Source organism: Dysgonomonas sp. ZJ709, from assembly GCF_011039195.1.
In the GTDB taxonomy this organism is placed as follows: domain Bacteria; phylum Bacteroidota; class Bacteroidia; order Bacteroidales; family Dysgonomonadaceae; genus Dysgonomonas.
Map to the genome: position 1 here is coordinate 86,277 of NZ_JAAKEM010000016.1, position 17,259 is coordinate 103,535.

Consider the following 17,259-nt stretch of genomic DNA (forward strand, 5'->3'; position numbering starts at 1 on the left):
TGTCTTATATTTTTATTGCCTGTCCGGCTATTGTTAATAATATTCTGTTGTCGGTCGTACCTAAAACATACACCCTCATGCCCGGAGCGATAGCCGTTAATACAAGGCTGAACTCTACGATTATGCGAGAGCCGAAAGGGCGTAATTTCTTAAACCCCTGCATTGCCGTATAATAGCAATCTTCCGTGCCTTCGTAAGTACGTAGCGAAACGGCTGCCGTTGTCAAAGTCAAGTTATTGAACAGAGCCTCATAATTAGTGTAGAACTCGGCACGCGTATTGGCGGTCATTGTACAGTTTATTACGATCTGTTTAGTCTCATAGGCTATATCGGCAGGCGTATGTACCAATAAACCCGATCGTCTTTCAAAGCTTCGGATAAGCGGCGGTTTCACTGCCGGGAGATTAAGCACGGTATTGTAAGCCTCGTTTACTATAATGCCGAACGCGGCAAGATCATAGCCGTTTATCTGCACATGGGTAATCGAAGCACGACCGCCTACGGGCTGCAAGAGTGTAGGGCGGGTAAATAGTTGAATCGGTGCATCCATCGAAAACTCAACCGTTAGCTCACCACGCTTTCGCCCATACTTATATAAGCCGCCTTTATGTGAGTAGTCGGGGCATGAGACATAGCGTAATGAGAATGTTTTATCAAAGTCACGGCTGTATAACTGCCTGTATCCGGGCTTACTGATAAGGGTATAAAAGGCATTTAAATTGGATAAGAAATCCTGTGTCGTATCGTTAGCGATATAGAAGCGGACAATAACCCGCTTCTCCTTGAAGTAAATTTCCGAAAGATCGACATCGACCCCGTTATAGTCGTGCCAGTTGTTTTGTTCCGGCTCTTTACGATCGGGAAAAGGCAAGAAATCATAATCGCCACCTTTGAGAATAAACATCCCGAAAGTAGAAATATCAACACCGTCTATTGTTACACTTCCTGTCATACCATTTTTACATTTACGTATCGTTTCATTACCTTGAGGCTCTCGTCTATATCTTTCAGATAGCGGCAGAACTCGGTATTTTCAATCAGCCTTATCATTTGATTACTTATCGTTTGTTTGATCAGCAGCTCCTCCGCCTGCATATTACGGATATCGCCGAGCGTTTGGCGAACGGCATAAATACCGCCTGTGAGTTCGGATATAGATTCCTGTGAAGCAGTCGCCAATCCCGGAGCGGATGCACCTGTACGGTTACTGTTTGAAAACAAGTCTATACCTTCTTTTGCCGCAGCATCCTTAGCCGCTTGCAATGCTTCGTTAAACTTGCTCACATCAGTACCGTATGTTTTATAGAACCATGCGATGTCGTCGGTTAGGTCTTGATCGCCTCCCGGAGAATACGATTCTTTCATCCGATCTTCCAGTTCTTTAAGTTTCTCACCGAAAACAGCAGAGAACACCATTTGAGACACTAAGTCTTCTAATATTTTAGATACAGCCTTGCCAAATGTCTCGGCTTCGCTTGTTCCATTGCGGAAAGCATCGGTGAGAGCGTTGCGCAGATCGTCGCCGATAGAACCCGCCACACTTTCGAGCATCGAATTAACTTGCTCCATTGCCGCTTCGGCAGCATCGGCGGCTTTGATAATATTGTTTACAAGGTTGGTAGCCTCTTTTGAGAGGTTGCCACTTTGCAGTAATGTATCGGCTAGTTCGCGGTTCAGTTCGCCGTCGGCTTTGATCAGATCGGGATAAGTCTTCAGGAGCGAGGAATAAATATCTTTTGTCCCGGTAGTAATGCCTAAGAACTTTTTCTTTTTAACCCCGGTCTTAATGGTGACATTTCCGAGTTGGGACATTAGTTCGCCCTGCTTGGCAATAGCGGCATTATATCCTTCCATCCCCCGTGTTAGGGTATTGGATATATCCTTATTGAATAAGCTGTCGTTGACACCCTCAATATCCTTGAGCGCATTGATCAGTGTGATACTGTACTCAACCGCCATGTTCGCGAGGTTGTCGCGAAACTCTTTTATTTCTTTATTGGCTTGCTTGTTAGCCGCGATGACCGACTTAACAACATTAGCCGTTTTCAACACACCGCTAATAATACCTTGAGGAGTACCCGTTGCTATATCAGCGGCGGCACTTCCCAGATCGGATATCCATCCGGCGGCTTTACCAAGTGAGCTGTCTTCTCCGAACAGATCACCTAAACCGCCCGCAATGTTGGAAACCATCCCCGCTATTTCACCGAACTTCTGAGCGGGTAGTTTTTTCATGGCTGCCCCCATTTCGTCGACCTCGACAGTTGCCAGTTTTATCTCGTTGGCTAGTTCGTCAGTAGGTGTTTTTGCATACTGTTTTTTTAGGAGGTCGAGCCGTTTTTGCGCGGCTTCGCGTTGCATGGTTAATTGTTCCTTGAGCTTGTCAGCCTCGAACACATAAAATTTATTAGACATAGCCATTCGACGCTCGGCGATCTCAGCCTCAAACTGAATACTTTCTATTTTACTTTCATTCTTAGCCAGTTCTATTTCTTTGTCACGCGCAGCATTCAACTCATTTATATCGGCGATTGTCGCCCCGGCTTTACGTGCCTCTTTTATAGTCTGATCATAATAATTGTTGATCGTATCGAGGTTATTATCAAGTTCGCTTTTGAACTTGGAATTTACATCGGCGAAAATATCATCCAGTACTTTCTTTGCAACTGTATTTATTTTATCCGTGTCGGATTCAAACTGAGCCGTAGCGGCGGTATCTAACTCTATCAAGCGGGTACGCTCCACAGTTGCGGGCTTCCCGGTGATTGCTTCCAGTTCGGAAATATCTTTCAATTCCTGCTCAATATATGCCTTCGTCTGATCGTATTCGGCTTTCACGGCAGCGCGTTGTTGGTCTGCCCCATCTTGCATGGCGGCAACGCGGGCGGCATCGATACGCTTTTGGTAATCGTATGCTTTTTTCTCAAGTTTGTCGTTTGCCGCTTTTTCTTTCTTGGCTTTCTTTTGCGCCTCAGTTTCGGCTTTAGCGTCGGCTTTGTGCTGTCCTTTTATATCCCATGTTTTGAGTTTGGTAGTGGCAAGATCGTACGCATCTTGAGCAGTATTCCATTTCTTAGAGCCTTTATCTTCGGGAGTCATCAGGGACAATGCTGTAGATGCTTGTTGTTGTTTCAACTCCCAATAGGCTTTTGTATTTTCTACTATTTCATCAATATTATCTTTAGTAAATCCTTCTACTTTTTTAGCCCACAGTTTTACATCGGCTTCTTCTTTTTCAAGTTGAGAGTGGAAAAGTGCCCATAAGAAGCGGTCTTCATCCGTGAATTTCTTATTATTGAATATCTCTTCCCCCTTTATATCGTACAGTTTTAATTGATCAGGCGTCATTATTGAGGTTTTACGCTCCTCTAAAGTATTTTCCGCAGTTACAAGTTTATCCATAGCAGCTTTAGCCCTAGCTGTATTTTTTAATTGTTCCACGTAACGCGCCAATGCCCCTGTATTATCATTGATTAATACACCTTCCTTACTTAGCATAGCATTGTATTCAGGCATGATACTTTTAAGTTCATTGAGAGCCTTGTTACGTTGATCGTAAGTATTGTTTGAGTCTTTAAGTATTTTTTCAAGCATCTCAACCCTTGTAGCCTGTTCACGAGTAGTGGCATTTACCTCTGCTTGAAACTTCCTTTGTTCTTGCATTAACCTTGTAGCCTCCTCTTGCTTGGCATTCCATTCTTTATATACAAAGACAATGGCTGCAATGGCTGCCATTAGTAGCCCTATACCGCCCAGAGCAAGACCTTTACTTAGACCGATGGATAAGCCAAGTTGTGTATTGAGTATCCCTATGGCAGATGCCCATAGCTGTTTTGCTTTAGTAACACCGACCACATAAAAAGCCCCCTGCTTATTAGCTAAATTAGATACTTGCTGCAAACCGATCGTAATAGACATAAGCGATTGCAAACGAGTCTGTATTTTTTGTAAATCCTCCGACTTCTGATTAAATAAACCAAGAACACCCGACCCGGCAGTTAAAACGCCTGAAAGTCCTGTTATTCCTTCCAAAGTTCCTTTTATTCCGCTACCGATCTTGTTGTCAATCTTAACCGAATTTATATCTTGAGAGAGAGAAATATATGTATCTCTCAATTTGGTATAGTCCGCGCTTGTCTCCTTACCTTCGCTACGCAACCGAGCCATTTCCTCCTGTATCTTGCGCAGTTTTGTTACATAGGTATCAGAGCTATTAGATACGCCGCTTTGCGCTTTCTCTATTTCGGTAAGGGCTGCAAACTCTTGTTTGATCTCTTTATTTACGTCAGTAAGAAGTTGCTTAAGTGTCTTATAGCTAGCCTCAAATTGAGGGTCAATGGCAGCACTATTTTTGGTGAAATCGACAGACGACGATAACTCCTTATATAAATTACGAAGCTCATCTATGTATTTCTTATAAGCCTGTGTCTTATTTTCCAGACCGTCATCGCCCAGTGCCTGGCTGAATGTATTGGCGGCTGAACTATATTTACTCTTGAGGTCGTCGATAGTTTTTTCAACATCTTTGATAGATGTTTTTATAGCGTCACTGCCCAGACCCTTACTTAAAGAACTTTCGACCGATTGTACTGTTGATTGAGTACTATCGGCAATAGCCTTTAGAGTTCCTTCGTATTCAGTTTCGAGGCTCTTAAGTACGGCTCTCTGATCTTTTAAGGTTTGTGTAAGTGTATTAAATTCGTTCTCTAATTGGGGGCGGGATGCATCATTATCCGGCGCACTCTCAAGAGTATTGAATGCGCTTGTTTGTTCTTCTGCCAGTTCCCTAAGCTTTTGTTTTTGCAGATCGATCTCTGCCCGTAGGTCTTTAGACCGGGAGATAGATGCTTCGAATACCTTTTCTGTGGTATTGCCCGCCTCACTCATTTCATTCTGCATGGAGTCGATCGCCCCGGCTTGATCTTGTATGTCTTTTTTTGATTGGGTAAAAAACCCGTGAGTTACAGAACCGACTTCACCGACTTTAGAAATAGCCTTGTCACTTTCAATCCCGATTGAGCCTATTGAGTCAATAAGGAGGCTTTGTTCCATTTTAAGAGCGCGGATAGAATCAGCTCCCGATTTGCCGTCGGCTGCCATTTTCTGAATAGCTTCGCCTATACTTTCATATTGTCCGACTAACGTACTGACGGTAGAACTCAATGAGCCTGTGTCGGTCTGCATCTGCGATAATTCTTCGCGCGCTTCTGCAAGTAGCTTTTTGAGGTTTTGGATATGCCCTAATGTGGCATCCATCAGAGCAGGGTCAAGACTAGGAGAATCGATCGACGACTTTTTCTCAAGCTCCTCAAGGGATTTGCTCATTTTGTATATAACAGCCATTTGCTGCTCAATCTGAGCCTGTATCTCTTTTGTAGCTTTTGCCGCAGCTTCACCAATAGCCACAATGCCCTGCGAAGCCTTGTCGGACTCCTCAGATACATTCTGCCGCATGTTTATGTCAATTTCTATAGGGTCTAAATCTGCCATTGTCTTATAAAATTATCGCCTTGTTACCTAATACCTTAACCGCTTCGTCTGCCGATTCTATGACAGGGGCGGAGCGCCTGCCGGTTACATATCGCGGAGCGTCTGCCATTTCAATTAGAAATAATATCCAAGGCTGCCCCCACAAAACATAATCGTGCGTATATCCAAACTTTTCTTTTATCTGTCCTATTATCCCAAAGGGGCTATGCAGACCATCGGTATAGCCTTTTAACTCCCCTTTATTTATTGCCCCATATTCCTCGGACTCATCATCATCTGTGCCTGATGAGCGAAGTATATGGTAATACTCATAAAATCCGATACTCTATTTAGTCCGGCTATGAGTTGGTATATTTGAATGAGAATATGTGCCGGGACTTTCCAAAGGAAGAACGCGGCTTTTTTCTCTGCATATTTTTCTATTTTATATTTATCATTAAGCACTGCCACCGCAATAATCAAGGATATCGCTTCCAACTTCGCATGTATCTCTTTGGGTAATACTACGTCGGAAAGCTCATGGATTTCTATTAGCCGGGTGATCTCGGCAATAGTGCCTGCCCTTAAGGGGCGAATGAATATCTTATTTAGCCCAAACAATCGCCAAAAGAAAGGGGCGTCGGGTATGTTGAACCGCACGCCCCTGTCAAGCAATAAGTCTGCGGCTTGTAGTCGTGTTTTGACTTTAGCCATAATGTTATTTATTTACTCGCTTTTGCGGGTTCGGGAGCTGATGCTGCAGCAATACCTTGTACAACAGGGTCACCTTGCAGTTTTAAAATTATGTCAGCATCAAATCCTGTTTGAGCTAATGATTTGAAGCTAAAAGGATGTTTTAACACACCGTCAAAGCCTGCGTTCAGATTAAAAAGTACATATCCCTTTGCGTTTGGAATGATAGCATAACCACCATTCTTGAAACGAAAGCGAACCGCCTTGTTGATCACTAACTTTTTGGAGCTTCTTACAAACATTGCCGTATCGCCCGTTCCCGATACTTTACCGCCATAATGCGCAAGCATTTGCTCATACGTCGATTTGATAAACGAACCGACCGCCGTTAAGCCTGCGCCTGCTATGTCGTAGTCTTCGGGTGCATCGTTTTCGTGCGAATAGATTTCTTGCTCTTCGGGATCACCTTCTACGATCGACACTTCGTCATCACGAAGCGTAAGGGGTTGTGGTTCCCATTCGGCAGTAGCAAGAGCTGCCTCCGATGTTATAACGGGAGCGAAGTCAACGCCATCGACGCGGAACTTTGCAGATAAATTTTCTAGTGCCATTATTTTTTGATTTTTGATTTGATAAACTTTATTCCTATATAAATTGCGGAGACTGATAAGAGTATTCGTCCGCACCATATCTGAAACCACTGCCAACCGCTAAGCCGATTTACCTCGGTTATTTTTTGTTCGTTTAAATGCGTTTTAAGCTCCGTTTTTTCTTTGTTTAAACGGTTCACTTCTATGTACAAATCTGTAACTAGAAGCAGTAGGCTGTCGCAATTGGCTGTAATTTCATATCCTGTATCTGTTTTCTTGACAGTGGCGGTTGCCTGTCCGTCCTGTGCTTGATAAGTCGCCCCGATGGGGAGGGCTTCCAAGTCAGCGGGTGTAAGGCTCAACTTCGCTGTCGTCTGTGGTATCTTCGTCATCCGTGTCGTCTCTCGGACGATTTGGTTCACGCTGTCTGTTCGTTGCAGGCTTTCGCTTTGTTCCCTTAGCGTTAATTCCTTCTGACTTTTGCAGCTCGTGCTTAATAGGGCAATTACTAGCGGCAGGGCAATAATGCATTTTATTAATCGCATTTCGTAATATTATTATGGTTTTGCGTAACGATTCATAATCCTCAAGGAGTAACCTCTGATTTTCGCGCAACGGCAATACGACATCTTTGTTTATAACTTGTATAGCTTTTTCCAATACTTGCACTTCGATAAGCTTTGTATCGACTTTGTTCTTTTTTCGGTTCGGTAGCCACCCCAATACCGCACCAAGTATTAGCATGAGAGCCTCGTTTACGTATGGTTGCTCGAAAATCATAATGTTACTTTATATTATAGTCCGATAGATTTCAGCCATTTTTGAACATCGAAAGATGGACAGGCTTTTGCCGCTACTTCATTATGCCCGATGATCTTTACAGGTGGAAAGCGTTTATGAAAATCTTTTACATAATCTTCAAGTGCTTTTTTCTGTGCATCGGTGCGGGTGTCACCGCCTTTGCCTCCAACATATACAATGTGCCGGGATACGCTGTTAATCCCTTTTGCACCGTTAGTAATCTCCCACGGGTCGACGGTATTATCTTCATTATTATCGACAAGCCTTTCGACTTCGCCATCTAAATGAATCATATCGGTATAACCGACCTGCGACCAACCGTTCCCGATGGGTGCGGGTGAAGTGTGCCAACGCTTAATGTCGTCGGCTGATACTTTACGCCCCGCAGGGGTGTCGGTACAGTGAATAACTAAATATTGCAGATTCTTTGACATCGGTTAATTGATAATTGGGAGGTTGGTTGTAATTACTTGAGTATTTATATAAATAGGTATATCCCTGCCTGTACCGCTGTTTTCCTAAATAATGCACCGGGCATAAGGGTATTAGCCTATAACTATAAAAAAGGGTTGCATCTGCTTTGATAGCGGCTTCACGAAATGCCTGCTTAAAATGATACTTATCAGCCGGGTCGACCGCCTGTCGTACATCTATGGTATTGTCAGAGACTGCCCCATCGAAATAAACGACTTCGGTTATAGTTTGCTTAACCGTGACTTGTGCCTGTATATCTACGGTGACCGCCATAAGCAGAAAGCCGATACAGAATAAAAAACCTAGTATTTTTTTCATCTTAAAAGTGATTTATAGAAAGGGTGTAAGGTTTTACACCCTTTGGGTTATTGATTTAGTTTATTGTTCGGGAGCGTTGTTTTCGTCTCCTGTTAGAGCGGATTGATCTTCTATCGTTTCAGTTTTTTCGACCGCAGGCACCACTTTAGCTTTTGCAACTGTTTTTACAGGAGTAGCCTTTTTTGTTTGAGTAGCTACTTTCTCTGTTTGTTGCGTGGCGACAGGGGTTTCTTTTGACCCTTTCAAAAATTCAGCTAACATGTTCATCATAGACTCATTAGCGTACAGCCCCTCAAAGCCTTCTATCGGTTGCAATCCGTATAAAGAGTTATCGCTTTCGAGAACATCTGTAAGCATCGCATTCGCTGCCATAAACCCGGCAGGCTCAATAGCCGGAGCAGGAATACCGCGACCGTCCCAAAGAACGATATCTTCACCATACACGGTGTTAGTGTCGGCTTTCATCAACATTTTGAAGAAAAACAGCTCTCCATTAGGCGCAACGCGATCTATTTTAATTACGTTGGCGGAGTCTTCCGCGTAATCCACACCCACCCATAGATTAGAATCGATTCCCGATGTACCTTCCGCAACGAAAATCACATCTTTTGGCATATCGGCAAGGGCAACGATAGGGTAACCTTTGTATCTTCCCGAGTTCATATTTGCATAATCTACACCCTTGAAAGGTTTATCGGTAAGAATAGCATCGTATATGTCAAAATCTTCGATCGACATAAAGATTTTTAACTTCCTACTGTTACGCAAGGCTTTAGGAATACTGGTTTTGATAGTGCGCAATGCAGGGAGCATTGTTTCCATCGTAAGCTCAGTAGCTGCGGGTTTAATAACTGCGCTGTCAGCAACTATACGGGTAAGAATACCGTCGAAGAAATCTTTAGCACCTGCACCTTTCACACCATTTAAATAAAGGTCGCCAAGTTCAAACTGAATAACTTTAGCCATTTCAGCTAATAGCTGGTCTTGAACGTCAGAAGGCAGTTCACGGAATACCAATTCACCATCGGGTTGAAACGGTTTCCAAATATTTTCAAATACACGAGGGTTGAACTCGGTGTATGCCATTAGGTCTTGCGGCTCAAGGTACTTCTCGTCGTATTCAAAATTCCCTTTAGAGTCTGTCCTTCCGGGCATTTCAACTCTGCGCTGTAACATTTCACCTGTGCGCAAACGTGGAAGGGTGAACTTTTTCTTAATGCCCGGTTGTACGCGGACATGCCCGCCATCAACTAACTCGTTACCCGTGGTCGCCCTAACGAGTAATCGTTCCAGTACTTCGCCCGAATAGGCGGTATTGTTAACTATTAATGCCATATTGGTATAAATTATTTATGTTTGTTTTTTTCCTCGATCTCTTTTTGACGCTCCGCCCAAGCATCGCCACCGGTGCCTTTGTCCGACAGTTTTGTCGAAATAGATTCTTTCTTCGGTAAGCCCGCAAGCATATCACTTGCCGTCTTGAAATCGTTATCAAACAATTTTAGCCAAGCAGTGCTAACCGTTTTCTTTTCATCATCATTGAGTCTGCCATCTTTTAGGGCAACATCAATAATTTCTTTAGCTTCGGCTTGTTCAGCCTCTTTGTCCGCTTTCTCGCGCTTTTCCTTTGCATCTTTTAGGTCTGTATTTTCATCAATAACAGCCTTTACTGCCGCTGCAACCTGCGAGTCATCCGCTGTGTCAGACAGCTTTAAAATCTTTAGTAATTCGACATTCATATTCTTTTTAATATTTAGGGGTTTAATAAAATCGGATAGTTTCAATTCATCAGACAGGTCAACTAGATCACCATTACTGTCCGATAATCTTAATGCGTTATTACAGCCGCCTATCGGAACGATAGAAGCTTCACGGAATCTTGATTTTAAAATAGTGGGAAGTACTTGTCCCGGTAACATATCATCGGGTGAACTTGACAATTCAAGATCGACAAGATGAGCGGAAGCCATGCGGAGAAATTCGCGCTCAATTTTACCTATAACTCGTTGTACCTCCTCATTTGTATCTTGGTAATCTAAGTCGGCATCTGCTAAAATTTGATTATTCTCTTTTCGGATATTAACCCATTTACCCATAGGCAATGATTCATCTTCATGGATGTAGAACATTACCGGGTTACGCTTAAATTGCTCTAAGTCTACGCCACCTACCTTAACACGAAATCCATTTGTTAAAATGCTTTCGTCCAATAGTACAAATGTGATTGGTTGCTTCTCGTCTGCCATCTCTTTTTCGGTTGATTTTTGAACAAAGAAATGCACTGAATCGAGGCAAAGCAAGCGAAGTTATAAGCCTTGTAATCTTTATTATAACCCTTGTAATTATTCTTTTTTCGCCCTCTCTTATATGGTAGTTTCGCATAAAAAAGATATGGCAAAAGGCGGATTATCAATGGAGCAAAAAAAGGAATATGCAAAAATGCTGTTCCTCGACAGAAACCAAAATCTCTCACAAAAAGAGATAGCTGAAAAAGCCACGGTTAGTGCTGTTACTATGAATAAGTGGGCTAAAGAATGGGAACATTTAAAGCTCAACCTTTTGCAGACAAGAGAGGAGCGTATGTCTTCGACCCTTATACAACTATCTAACCTCGATGCCAAAATTGCCGAGATCGGATATCCCGACACGAAGCAGGCAGACATACGGCGAAAGCTAACGGCAGACCTTGAAGCCCTAGAACAGGAAGCATCGATAAGGGATGTAACCGAAGTGAGCAAAAGAGTACTTAGTTGGCTGCGCCTTACCAGTCCCGAATTAGCGGCGACAGTAGGCTCAGTGTTGAATGATTTTGTAAAATATCTGTTAAGCAAGAAATAAGATGGCATTGAAGGTTACAGATAGGCAGGCGGCTAGAGATTGGGATGCGTATTACAGCAACTTTGTGGCAGAGGTAAATGCCGACGAAAACGAAACGCTACAAGAACAAAAAGCCCGGATAAAAAGGTTAGAGTCAAATTTTGAGGAGTGGAAAAAATACTACTTCCCAAAATATTGCTTCGCTCCTCCTGCTCCCTTTCATATCAAATCTTCCAAAATAGTACTTGCTAAGCCCGAACTGGTACTGGTAAGAAGGTGGACGCGTGAAGCGGCTAAGGATGTTGTCACCATGATGGAAACACTTTATCAGACCCTTACAGGGGTAAAGAAATGTATAGTGCTGATATCAAACAGCAAGGATAAGGCGGATGACTTCTTAGAGCCTTACAAGATCAACCTCGAAAAAAACGAGCGTATCATTAACGATTACGGCGTACAGCAATTGCCCGGCAGTTGGAGTACAGGCGGATTTATTACTACTCAAGGTGTGGCGTTCTATGGTTTTGGTGCGGGACAGTCACCACGCGGACTCAGAAATGAAGAGGTACGCCCGGACAAAGTAATATTTACAGATATGGATACGGACGAAGATGTCCGTAACCCCGACATTATAGATAAGCGTTGGAAATGGTCGGAGAAGGCTGTATATGCGACACGCTCAATATCAAAAGACTTTCAAGTTATATGGCTCAACAATACCATCGCCACCGATTGCTGTGTAGTACGCGCCTCGGAAAAAGCGGACTATGTAGAAATTGTAAACATAGTCGATGAGAACGGCAATAGTACATGGGCGGAAAAGAATACACCCGAAAATATTCAACGTATCAGGGACACGCTAAGCACTGCGGCATTCGAGGCTGAGTATATGAATAACCCGCTAACCGAAGGCGCTGTGTTTAAGGAGTTGGTATGGGATAAAGTGCCGTCGCTAAGTAAGTTTAGGTTTATTGTGGTCTATGGTGACCCTTCGCCATCGAACAGCAAGAACAAAAAGGGTTCGATGAAGGCATTATTTGCCATTGGCTTTTGCGAGGGCAAATTTTATGTGTTAAAAGGTTTCTTAGGTCATGCAACAAATGACGAGTTTGTACAATGGTATTACGATCTCAAAAACTATGTAGGTGATAGGACTCAAGTGTATAGCTACGTCGAAAACAATTCGCTGCAAGACCCTTTTTACGAACAGGTTTTAATTCCTCTTTTTGCTGAACACGCCAAAACTAAAGGATTTATAGGGATAATTACCGATACAAGGTCGAAGCCCGACAAGTTCTCCCGGATAGAGGGAAACCTTGAGCCTCTTAACCGTATGGGTAACCTCGTATTGAATGTAGCCGAAAAGGAAAACCCCAATATGAAGCGGTTATCCGAACAATTTCTCCTAGTGAGTCCACAACTGAAAGCCCCGGCAGATGGTCCCGACGACATTGAGGGCGGTGTATGGATAATTAATCAAAAGATAAGTGAAACGGCAGCCGACGCAATGGTAGCCGGAAAACGACATACCAACTCAAAAAGACAATAAATTATGTTTGTAGAACCAAGCGAATTATATACTCACCTCTACCCGGAAAGCATTGCAGCTATATCGGGCGATGACGAACGGCTTCTTATCGATGCCCTGTCAGCAGGCACAAGTGAAGTTAAAGGCTATTTGCATGCCTTCGATTTAGATAAGCTATTCAGCGCACAGGGAACGGATAGGGATTCATTACTCGTTATGCGGGTGAAAGATGTGGCTATATGGCATTACATCAATATTGCCAATCCGAATATAAATTATGCCGACAGAGAAAAACGGTACAGGTATTCTATCGAGTGGCTTAAGGGTGTGCAAAAAGGAGATATAGTTCCCGACTTCCCCAAACAGCTAGACCCCAACGGTGACAAGATCAACACCTCTCAATTTGCGACAGGCAGTAACCCCAAACGAGATAACCACGTATAATCATGGCAAAGGAATTAATAAAGGGCAAGGAAGCCCGCGAAATGAAGAAAACGACAAGCGTTTCACAGAACATAGTTGTGCGTCCATCACGGATTGAGACTACCGATATATCGACATGGCGCAATGCCGTGAATAACGCCAAGACAGGTAATCGAAGGGCGTTGTATAATCTATATGGAAATATCCTTGCCGACCCATTTTTAAGATCGGCAGTAGGGAAATTTGTCGGGGCGGTTACTAATGCAGAGATAGCGTTCCAAAAAGACGGCGAAAGCGTAGAAGCTATCGACGATCTGATAGACACACCCGAATTTGAAATGTTTCTAAAAGAAATAGTATTGTCATTCATATGGGGCAAATCGGTTATAGAATGTTCATTCTTCCCCGACTTTAGTGTTTTTTCAGTACCCCGCAAAAATATACTTATAAAAGGTTTCGATAAGCCTCTGAGCCAACGGCAGAAATATATTATAGACAAAGAGGGCGACCAATCGGGGTATGACTTTACTAAGAATGAATTTATACTTGAGTGTGGCGACGACGACGATCTGGGATTACTATATATAGCAGCTCCTTATGTTATTTATAAGCGTGGCGGCTTTGGCGATTGGGCGCAATTTGTCGAACTGTTCGGCATGCCATTTAGACTGGCTAAGTACAACAGTTTTGACACAGGCACACGTGATAAGCTGATAGAGTTCTTGTCATCGATGGGAGGCGCACCTTATGCCGCCGTACCTAAAGAGGCGGACTTTGAAGTGTTGGATAACAAAAGCTCCGGCAGCAATGATATTTATAAGGGTTTTAGGGATGCCTGTAATGAGGAGATTCTTATCGGTATTCTTAGAAATACAATGACTACCATTAACGGAAGTTCAAAATCGCAAGCCGAAGTTCATCAACTCACCGAGGAAGGGGTTTACAAGGAATTGCGGCGATTTGTTCAGCGGAAACTTAACCGTTGGTTTGTTCCGCTATTGGTAAAAAGAGGTTATGATGTTGCAGGGGGCTTTTTCTCGTTCCCGGAAGCAGGCGAAAGTATTTCGACTAAAGAGCGTGTTGAGATAGCTCTGAAATTAAAAGAGGCAGGCATAAAGGTGGACGACGATTATTTGTATGAGATAACCGGGATACCTAAATCGGACACGAAAGACACCACGAAAGAAAAAGAAGAAACCGCCCCGGAGCAAACCGAAGAAAAGCCCAAAGAGGAAAAGCCCAAAGAACCCGACAAAACAGAGGAAAAGTTAAGCGATGAACGCAACTTCGTACTAAAACTCTTTGATCGTTTTTTCGTTCACGCCCCGACAACGTGGAGCGGGGCATTTCAGAACTTGAGCGGGAAATTGAAAAGGAGTATTACGGGAAAGATCACCTTAGCCGATGACGGTTTTTCTATCAATATCGACAAACTTATAAATGAAGCGTTACGTGATGTGTATGGGAACAAGGGACAGGAGCTTGTCAATCAGTCACTATTCGATATTACCAATAACGCACTGCAACAGGGTATAGACAATTCGCTGACGGTACAGGATGCCGACGAAGATTTTGTAAGGCAGTTCAAAGAGAATGCCGCTGTATTCTCCGCATTCAAAAACCATCTACAGACGAAAGAGATAGCTGCTCTTTTGCACGACGAAAACGGTAAGCTCCGCTCATTCTACAAGTTTAAGAAACTAGCCTTGCAGATCAGCGAAAAGTACAACGTGCAATGGTTACTTACTGAATACAACATGGCTGTTCGTTCTGCCCTAATGGCTGCCGACATGAAGCAATAAGAACGCACAAAGCACTTGTATCCTAACCTTGAATATGTTGAGACAGGGGCATCCCATCCGCGCGATACGCACCTGATGTATGTTGGTACTATTCTACCAATCGGTCACGAATGGTGGGACGATCATCTGCCTCCTAGCGATTGGGGGTGTAATTGCTCGGTAAGACCAACTGACAAGGAAGCAACCGAAGTACCGCAGGATTATGGAGGGATAAATCCGATTTTCGCCAACAACCCGGCAAAAAGTGCCGAATTTGTTAAGACAGAAGAAACGCCATATTTCAAGCATACCGACAAAGCTTTGCGTGACGAAGTAGCACAAGAGGGCAAGCGACTGCAAAAAGAGGCAGAAAACAATGCAAAAGAAACCTACAAAGGCAAGCGGGGTGGTTTTGTCGATATAGTAAGGCAGCAAGGCAACGAAAGGGAAAAGAACCTCACCACGTACAAAGCTTTAGCCGATCGTGGGGGGAAATACACATTACTCAGACCATCAATAGTAGAAGGTGTTAAGAATCCTGACGCATTCAATAATCGTACAGGTATATTCTCGGATGCCAAACACCCGACAACGGCATACGGCAAGAACGCAATGCAGGCTTCAATAAAAGAAGCTGGAAAACAAGGAGTTGAAGAGGTGGTTATCAGACTAGAAAAAGATTATCCATCTACCGAATTATACGAGGGAATTAAGGCTGCTTTGCAAGGAAATAGAGCCAAAAGTTTAGAGGTAATAATACTGATTAGAAAAGGCAGAGAGCCAATATACTTGGATGTACAGGCATTACGGAAACGATTTAGTAAAAAATAAGCAAGGGAAAACACTTGTAATGCTTTCCCTTGCTGGGGGGGCGAGCCCCGATTTTACGAAGTCTCTCCCCATTTGATTACAAATATAAGGTTTAAATATGATTTAAAGATCATTTAAAGAGGCTTTTTTATGGATATACAAGAATATGCGAGGCTCTTTCCTCAAAAAATGAAAGAGATCAACGATTTTGTGCAAGGTAATGATATTAAGGACATTCTTGGCAGGGAAGCACTGAGCCATTTTAAAGAATCATTTACAAATGAAGGCTTCACCGATGAGACACTTGAGCCGTGGCAAGATGTAAAGCGTAGGGACGAAGATAGTGATTGGTATGGACACTCTTCGACAGGTCGATTTTCTGATGCACGCACATCAGCAAATATATTGACGGGTGAAACAAGCGTGTTACAAAAGGGGTTGTCATACAAACTCACGGATACAGGAGCTAGAATAACAAGTGTAACAGGCTATGGGCGTGTGCATCAATTCGGACTATATGCGAAAATATATGGCAAAACAACATTTCAGATGCCTACCCGTCCATTTATGGGTTATTCGGCGGTTTTGGAAGCAAATATTAAGGACAAGATTAAACGTGAAATTATTAATATAATGACAAGATGAAAACAATTTACAATGCTGTGATCGGGCAGTTAAGCGGTTTGCTTCCAACAACGGTGCGCTGGATAGATTGGGACAAAGGACAACTTAAGAAAATAGGCAAGGACGACCGCCCGGATGTGTCGCTGCCCTGTCTTCTGATCGGTATATCAATACCCCAGTCGAAAGATATCACTTATACATCGCAGTCCTGTAAGGCGACTATAACAATCAAGTTGGCATTCGATGTAAACCTCACTAACAGGACATCGGGAAATGCACCGCAAGAGGCACGTGATAAAGCCCTTGAGCCTTACGATCTGATTGCAGAGGTATATAAGAGATTGCAGGGATTTGGCACGGTGAACTTCACACCTTTCAGCCGGACATCGCAAGGTGAGGAACAACACAACACGTTGTTTGTATATCGGCAGAGTTTTACTTGTGAATTTGAAGATTTAACAGCGGAGGAGTAAAAAAGAAAAAGCCCCTGTGATGGGGCTTTCTTTATGTTATATCAAACACATCAAATTTAACTGTATTATAATCTTATCTCCAATTTACTATTGGATAAATCTGCCATCCATTTATCAACATCTGATATTCCTTTAGAATTTATTAGAATGGCATCAAACGATATATAAGTAATGCAATCGTTGTCTGTCGGATTATTTCTACCAATAGTAAGCGTATCTACTAGTATTTTAAATTTGTTTTTACGATAATCAATTAGTAAAATAGGGTCATTAAGGAGTAAATCAGTTAGTTCTTTTATTGTATAATATAATTGAAAAGTAGTCCACTTAGTAATTGAAAAGTATACCACTAAGTGTCTCGGATGAGATTGGCTAAAGATATTTATTCTTCATCAGGTTGTAACATTTTTTTAGTTTCTTTAACTCTGTACGACTGTCCATTCATGTTGATAAGGTAT

18 protein-coding genes are annotated in these 17,259 nt (G+C 42.9%); 7 read left to right on the forward strand and 11 right to left on the reverse strand.

The features are described from left to right. Positions 1 to 4: 4 nt before the first annotated feature. The 10 genes from G7Y56_RS11960 to G7Y56_RS12005 all read right to left on the reverse strand — a co-directional run bounded on the left by G7Y56_RS11960 (position 5) and on the right by G7Y56_RS12005 (position 10,591). Positions 5 to 952 (reverse strand): hypothetical protein, encoded by a 948-nt coding sequence (locus G7Y56_RS11960; RefSeq protein WP_165043721.1) that lies wholly within the window; start codon positions 950 to 952, stop codon positions 5 to 7. Next, on the reverse strand, positions 949 to 5,490 hold the full coding sequence (locus G7Y56_RS11965) for a hypothetical protein (protein WP_165043723.1): 4,542 nt from the start codon (positions 5,488 to 5,490) through the stop codon (positions 949 to 951). The genes G7Y56_RS11960 and G7Y56_RS11965 overlap by 4 nt, the downstream gene beginning before the upstream one ends. Positions 5,491 to 5,733: 243 nt before the next feature. After that, on the reverse strand, positions 5,734 to 6,183 hold the full coding sequence (locus G7Y56_RS11970) for a hypothetical protein (protein WP_165043725.1): 450 nt from the start codon (positions 6,181 to 6,183) through the stop codon (positions 5,734 to 5,736). Positions 6,184 to 6,191: 8 nt separating this feature from the next. Further along, positions 6,192 to 6,773: a hypothetical protein gene (locus G7Y56_RS11975; RefSeq protein ID WP_165043726.1), complete on the reverse strand. Its 582-nt coding sequence runs from the start codon at positions 6,771 to 6,773 to the stop codon at positions 6,192 to 6,194. Beyond that, positions 6,773 to 7,144 carry a hypothetical protein gene (locus G7Y56_RS11980; protein WP_165043728.1) on the reverse strand — a complete coding sequence of 124 codons (372 nt, stop codon included), beginning with the start codon at positions 7,142 to 7,144 and terminating at the stop codon, positions 6,773 to 6,775. Before G7Y56_RS11980 ends, G7Y56_RS11975 begins: the two co-directional genes overlap by 1 nt. After that, positions 7,095 to 7,532, reverse strand: a complete 438-nt coding sequence (locus G7Y56_RS11985) for a hypothetical protein (protein ID WP_165043730.1) — start codon at positions 7,530 to 7,532, stop codon at positions 7,095 to 7,097. Before G7Y56_RS11985 ends, G7Y56_RS11980 begins: the two co-directional genes overlap by 50 nt. A 14-nt stretch (positions 7,533 to 7,546) precedes the next feature. Then, positions 7,547 to 7,987 carry an N-acetylmuramoyl-L-alanine amidase gene (locus tag G7Y56_RS11990; RefSeq protein WP_165043732.1) on the reverse strand — a complete coding sequence of 147 codons (441 nt, stop codon included), beginning with the start codon at positions 7,985 to 7,987 and terminating at the stop codon, positions 7,547 to 7,549. Continuing rightward, positions 7,929 to 8,345 carry a hypothetical protein gene (locus G7Y56_RS11995; protein WP_165043734.1) on the reverse strand — a complete coding sequence of 139 codons (417 nt, stop codon included), beginning with the start codon at positions 8,343 to 8,345 and terminating at the stop codon, positions 7,929 to 7,931. The genes G7Y56_RS11990 and G7Y56_RS11995 overlap by 59 nt, the downstream gene beginning before the upstream one ends. A gap of 60 nt (positions 8,346 to 8,405) precedes the next feature. Further along, on the reverse strand, positions 8,406 to 9,680 hold the full coding sequence (locus tag G7Y56_RS12000) for a hypothetical protein (protein ID WP_165043735.1): 1,275 nt from the start codon (positions 9,678 to 9,680) through the stop codon (positions 8,406 to 8,408). Positions 9,681 to 9,691: 11 nt separating this feature from the next. Beyond that, positions 9,692 to 10,591, reverse strand: a complete 900-nt coding sequence (locus tag G7Y56_RS12005) for a hypothetical protein (RefSeq protein ID WP_165043737.1) — start codon at positions 10,589 to 10,591, stop codon at positions 9,692 to 9,694. Between the two features lie 145 nt (positions 10,592 to 10,736). Between G7Y56_RS12005 and G7Y56_RS12010 the strand changes: the two genes are divergently transcribed. From G7Y56_RS12010 to G7Y56_RS12040, 7 genes are all read left to right on the forward strand, one after another. After that, positions 10,737 to 11,183 carry a DDE transposase family protein gene (locus tag G7Y56_RS12010; protein WP_165043739.1) on the forward strand — a complete coding sequence of 149 codons (447 nt, stop codon included), beginning with the start codon at positions 10,737 to 10,739 and terminating at the stop codon, positions 11,181 to 11,183. A 1-nt stretch (position 11,184) separates the two neighbouring features. Beyond that, positions 11,185 to 12,711 carry a hypothetical protein gene (locus G7Y56_RS12015; RefSeq protein ID WP_165043740.1) on the forward strand — a complete coding sequence of 509 codons (1,527 nt, stop codon included), beginning with the start codon at positions 11,185 to 11,187 and terminating at the stop codon, positions 12,709 to 12,711. Between the two features lie 3 nt (positions 12,712 to 12,714). Next, the gene (locus G7Y56_RS12020; RefSeq protein ID WP_165043742.1) at positions 12,715 to 13,134 is read left to right on the forward strand and encodes a DUF1320 domain-containing protein; all 420 of its coding nucleotides are present in this window, start codon (positions 12,715 to 12,717) and stop codon (positions 13,132 to 13,134) included. 2 nt (positions 13,135 to 13,136) lie between these two features. Further along, positions 13,137 to 14,915 (forward strand): DUF935 family protein, encoded by a 1,779-nt coding sequence (locus tag G7Y56_RS12025; RefSeq protein WP_165043744.1) that lies wholly within the window; start codon positions 13,137 to 13,139, stop codon positions 14,913 to 14,915. A 15-nt stretch (positions 14,916 to 14,930) separates the two neighbouring features. Beyond that, complete coding sequence (locus G7Y56_RS12030) at positions 14,931 to 15,725, forward strand: hypothetical protein (RefSeq protein ID WP_165043745.1); 795 nt, start codon at positions 14,931 to 14,933, stop codon at positions 15,723 to 15,725. 129 nt (positions 15,726 to 15,854) lie between these two features. After that, positions 15,855 to 16,349 carry a phage virion morphogenesis protein gene (locus G7Y56_RS12035; protein WP_165043747.1) on the forward strand — a complete coding sequence of 165 codons (495 nt, stop codon included), beginning with the start codon at positions 15,855 to 15,857 and terminating at the stop codon, positions 16,347 to 16,349. Beyond that, positions 16,346 to 16,801 (forward strand): hypothetical protein, encoded by a 456-nt coding sequence (locus G7Y56_RS12040; protein WP_165043749.1) that lies wholly within the window; start codon positions 16,346 to 16,348, stop codon positions 16,799 to 16,801. The genes G7Y56_RS12035 and G7Y56_RS12040 overlap by 4 nt, the downstream gene beginning before the upstream one ends. Positions 16,802 to 16,866: 65 nt before the next feature. Here the strand turns inward: G7Y56_RS12040 and G7Y56_RS12045 are convergent, their stop codons facing one another. Continuing rightward, positions 16,867 to 17,151, reverse strand: a complete 285-nt coding sequence (locus tag G7Y56_RS12045; protein ID WP_165043751.1) for a hypothetical protein — start codon at positions 17,149 to 17,151, stop codon at positions 16,867 to 16,869. Positions 17,152 to 17,259 lie beyond the last annotated feature (108 nt).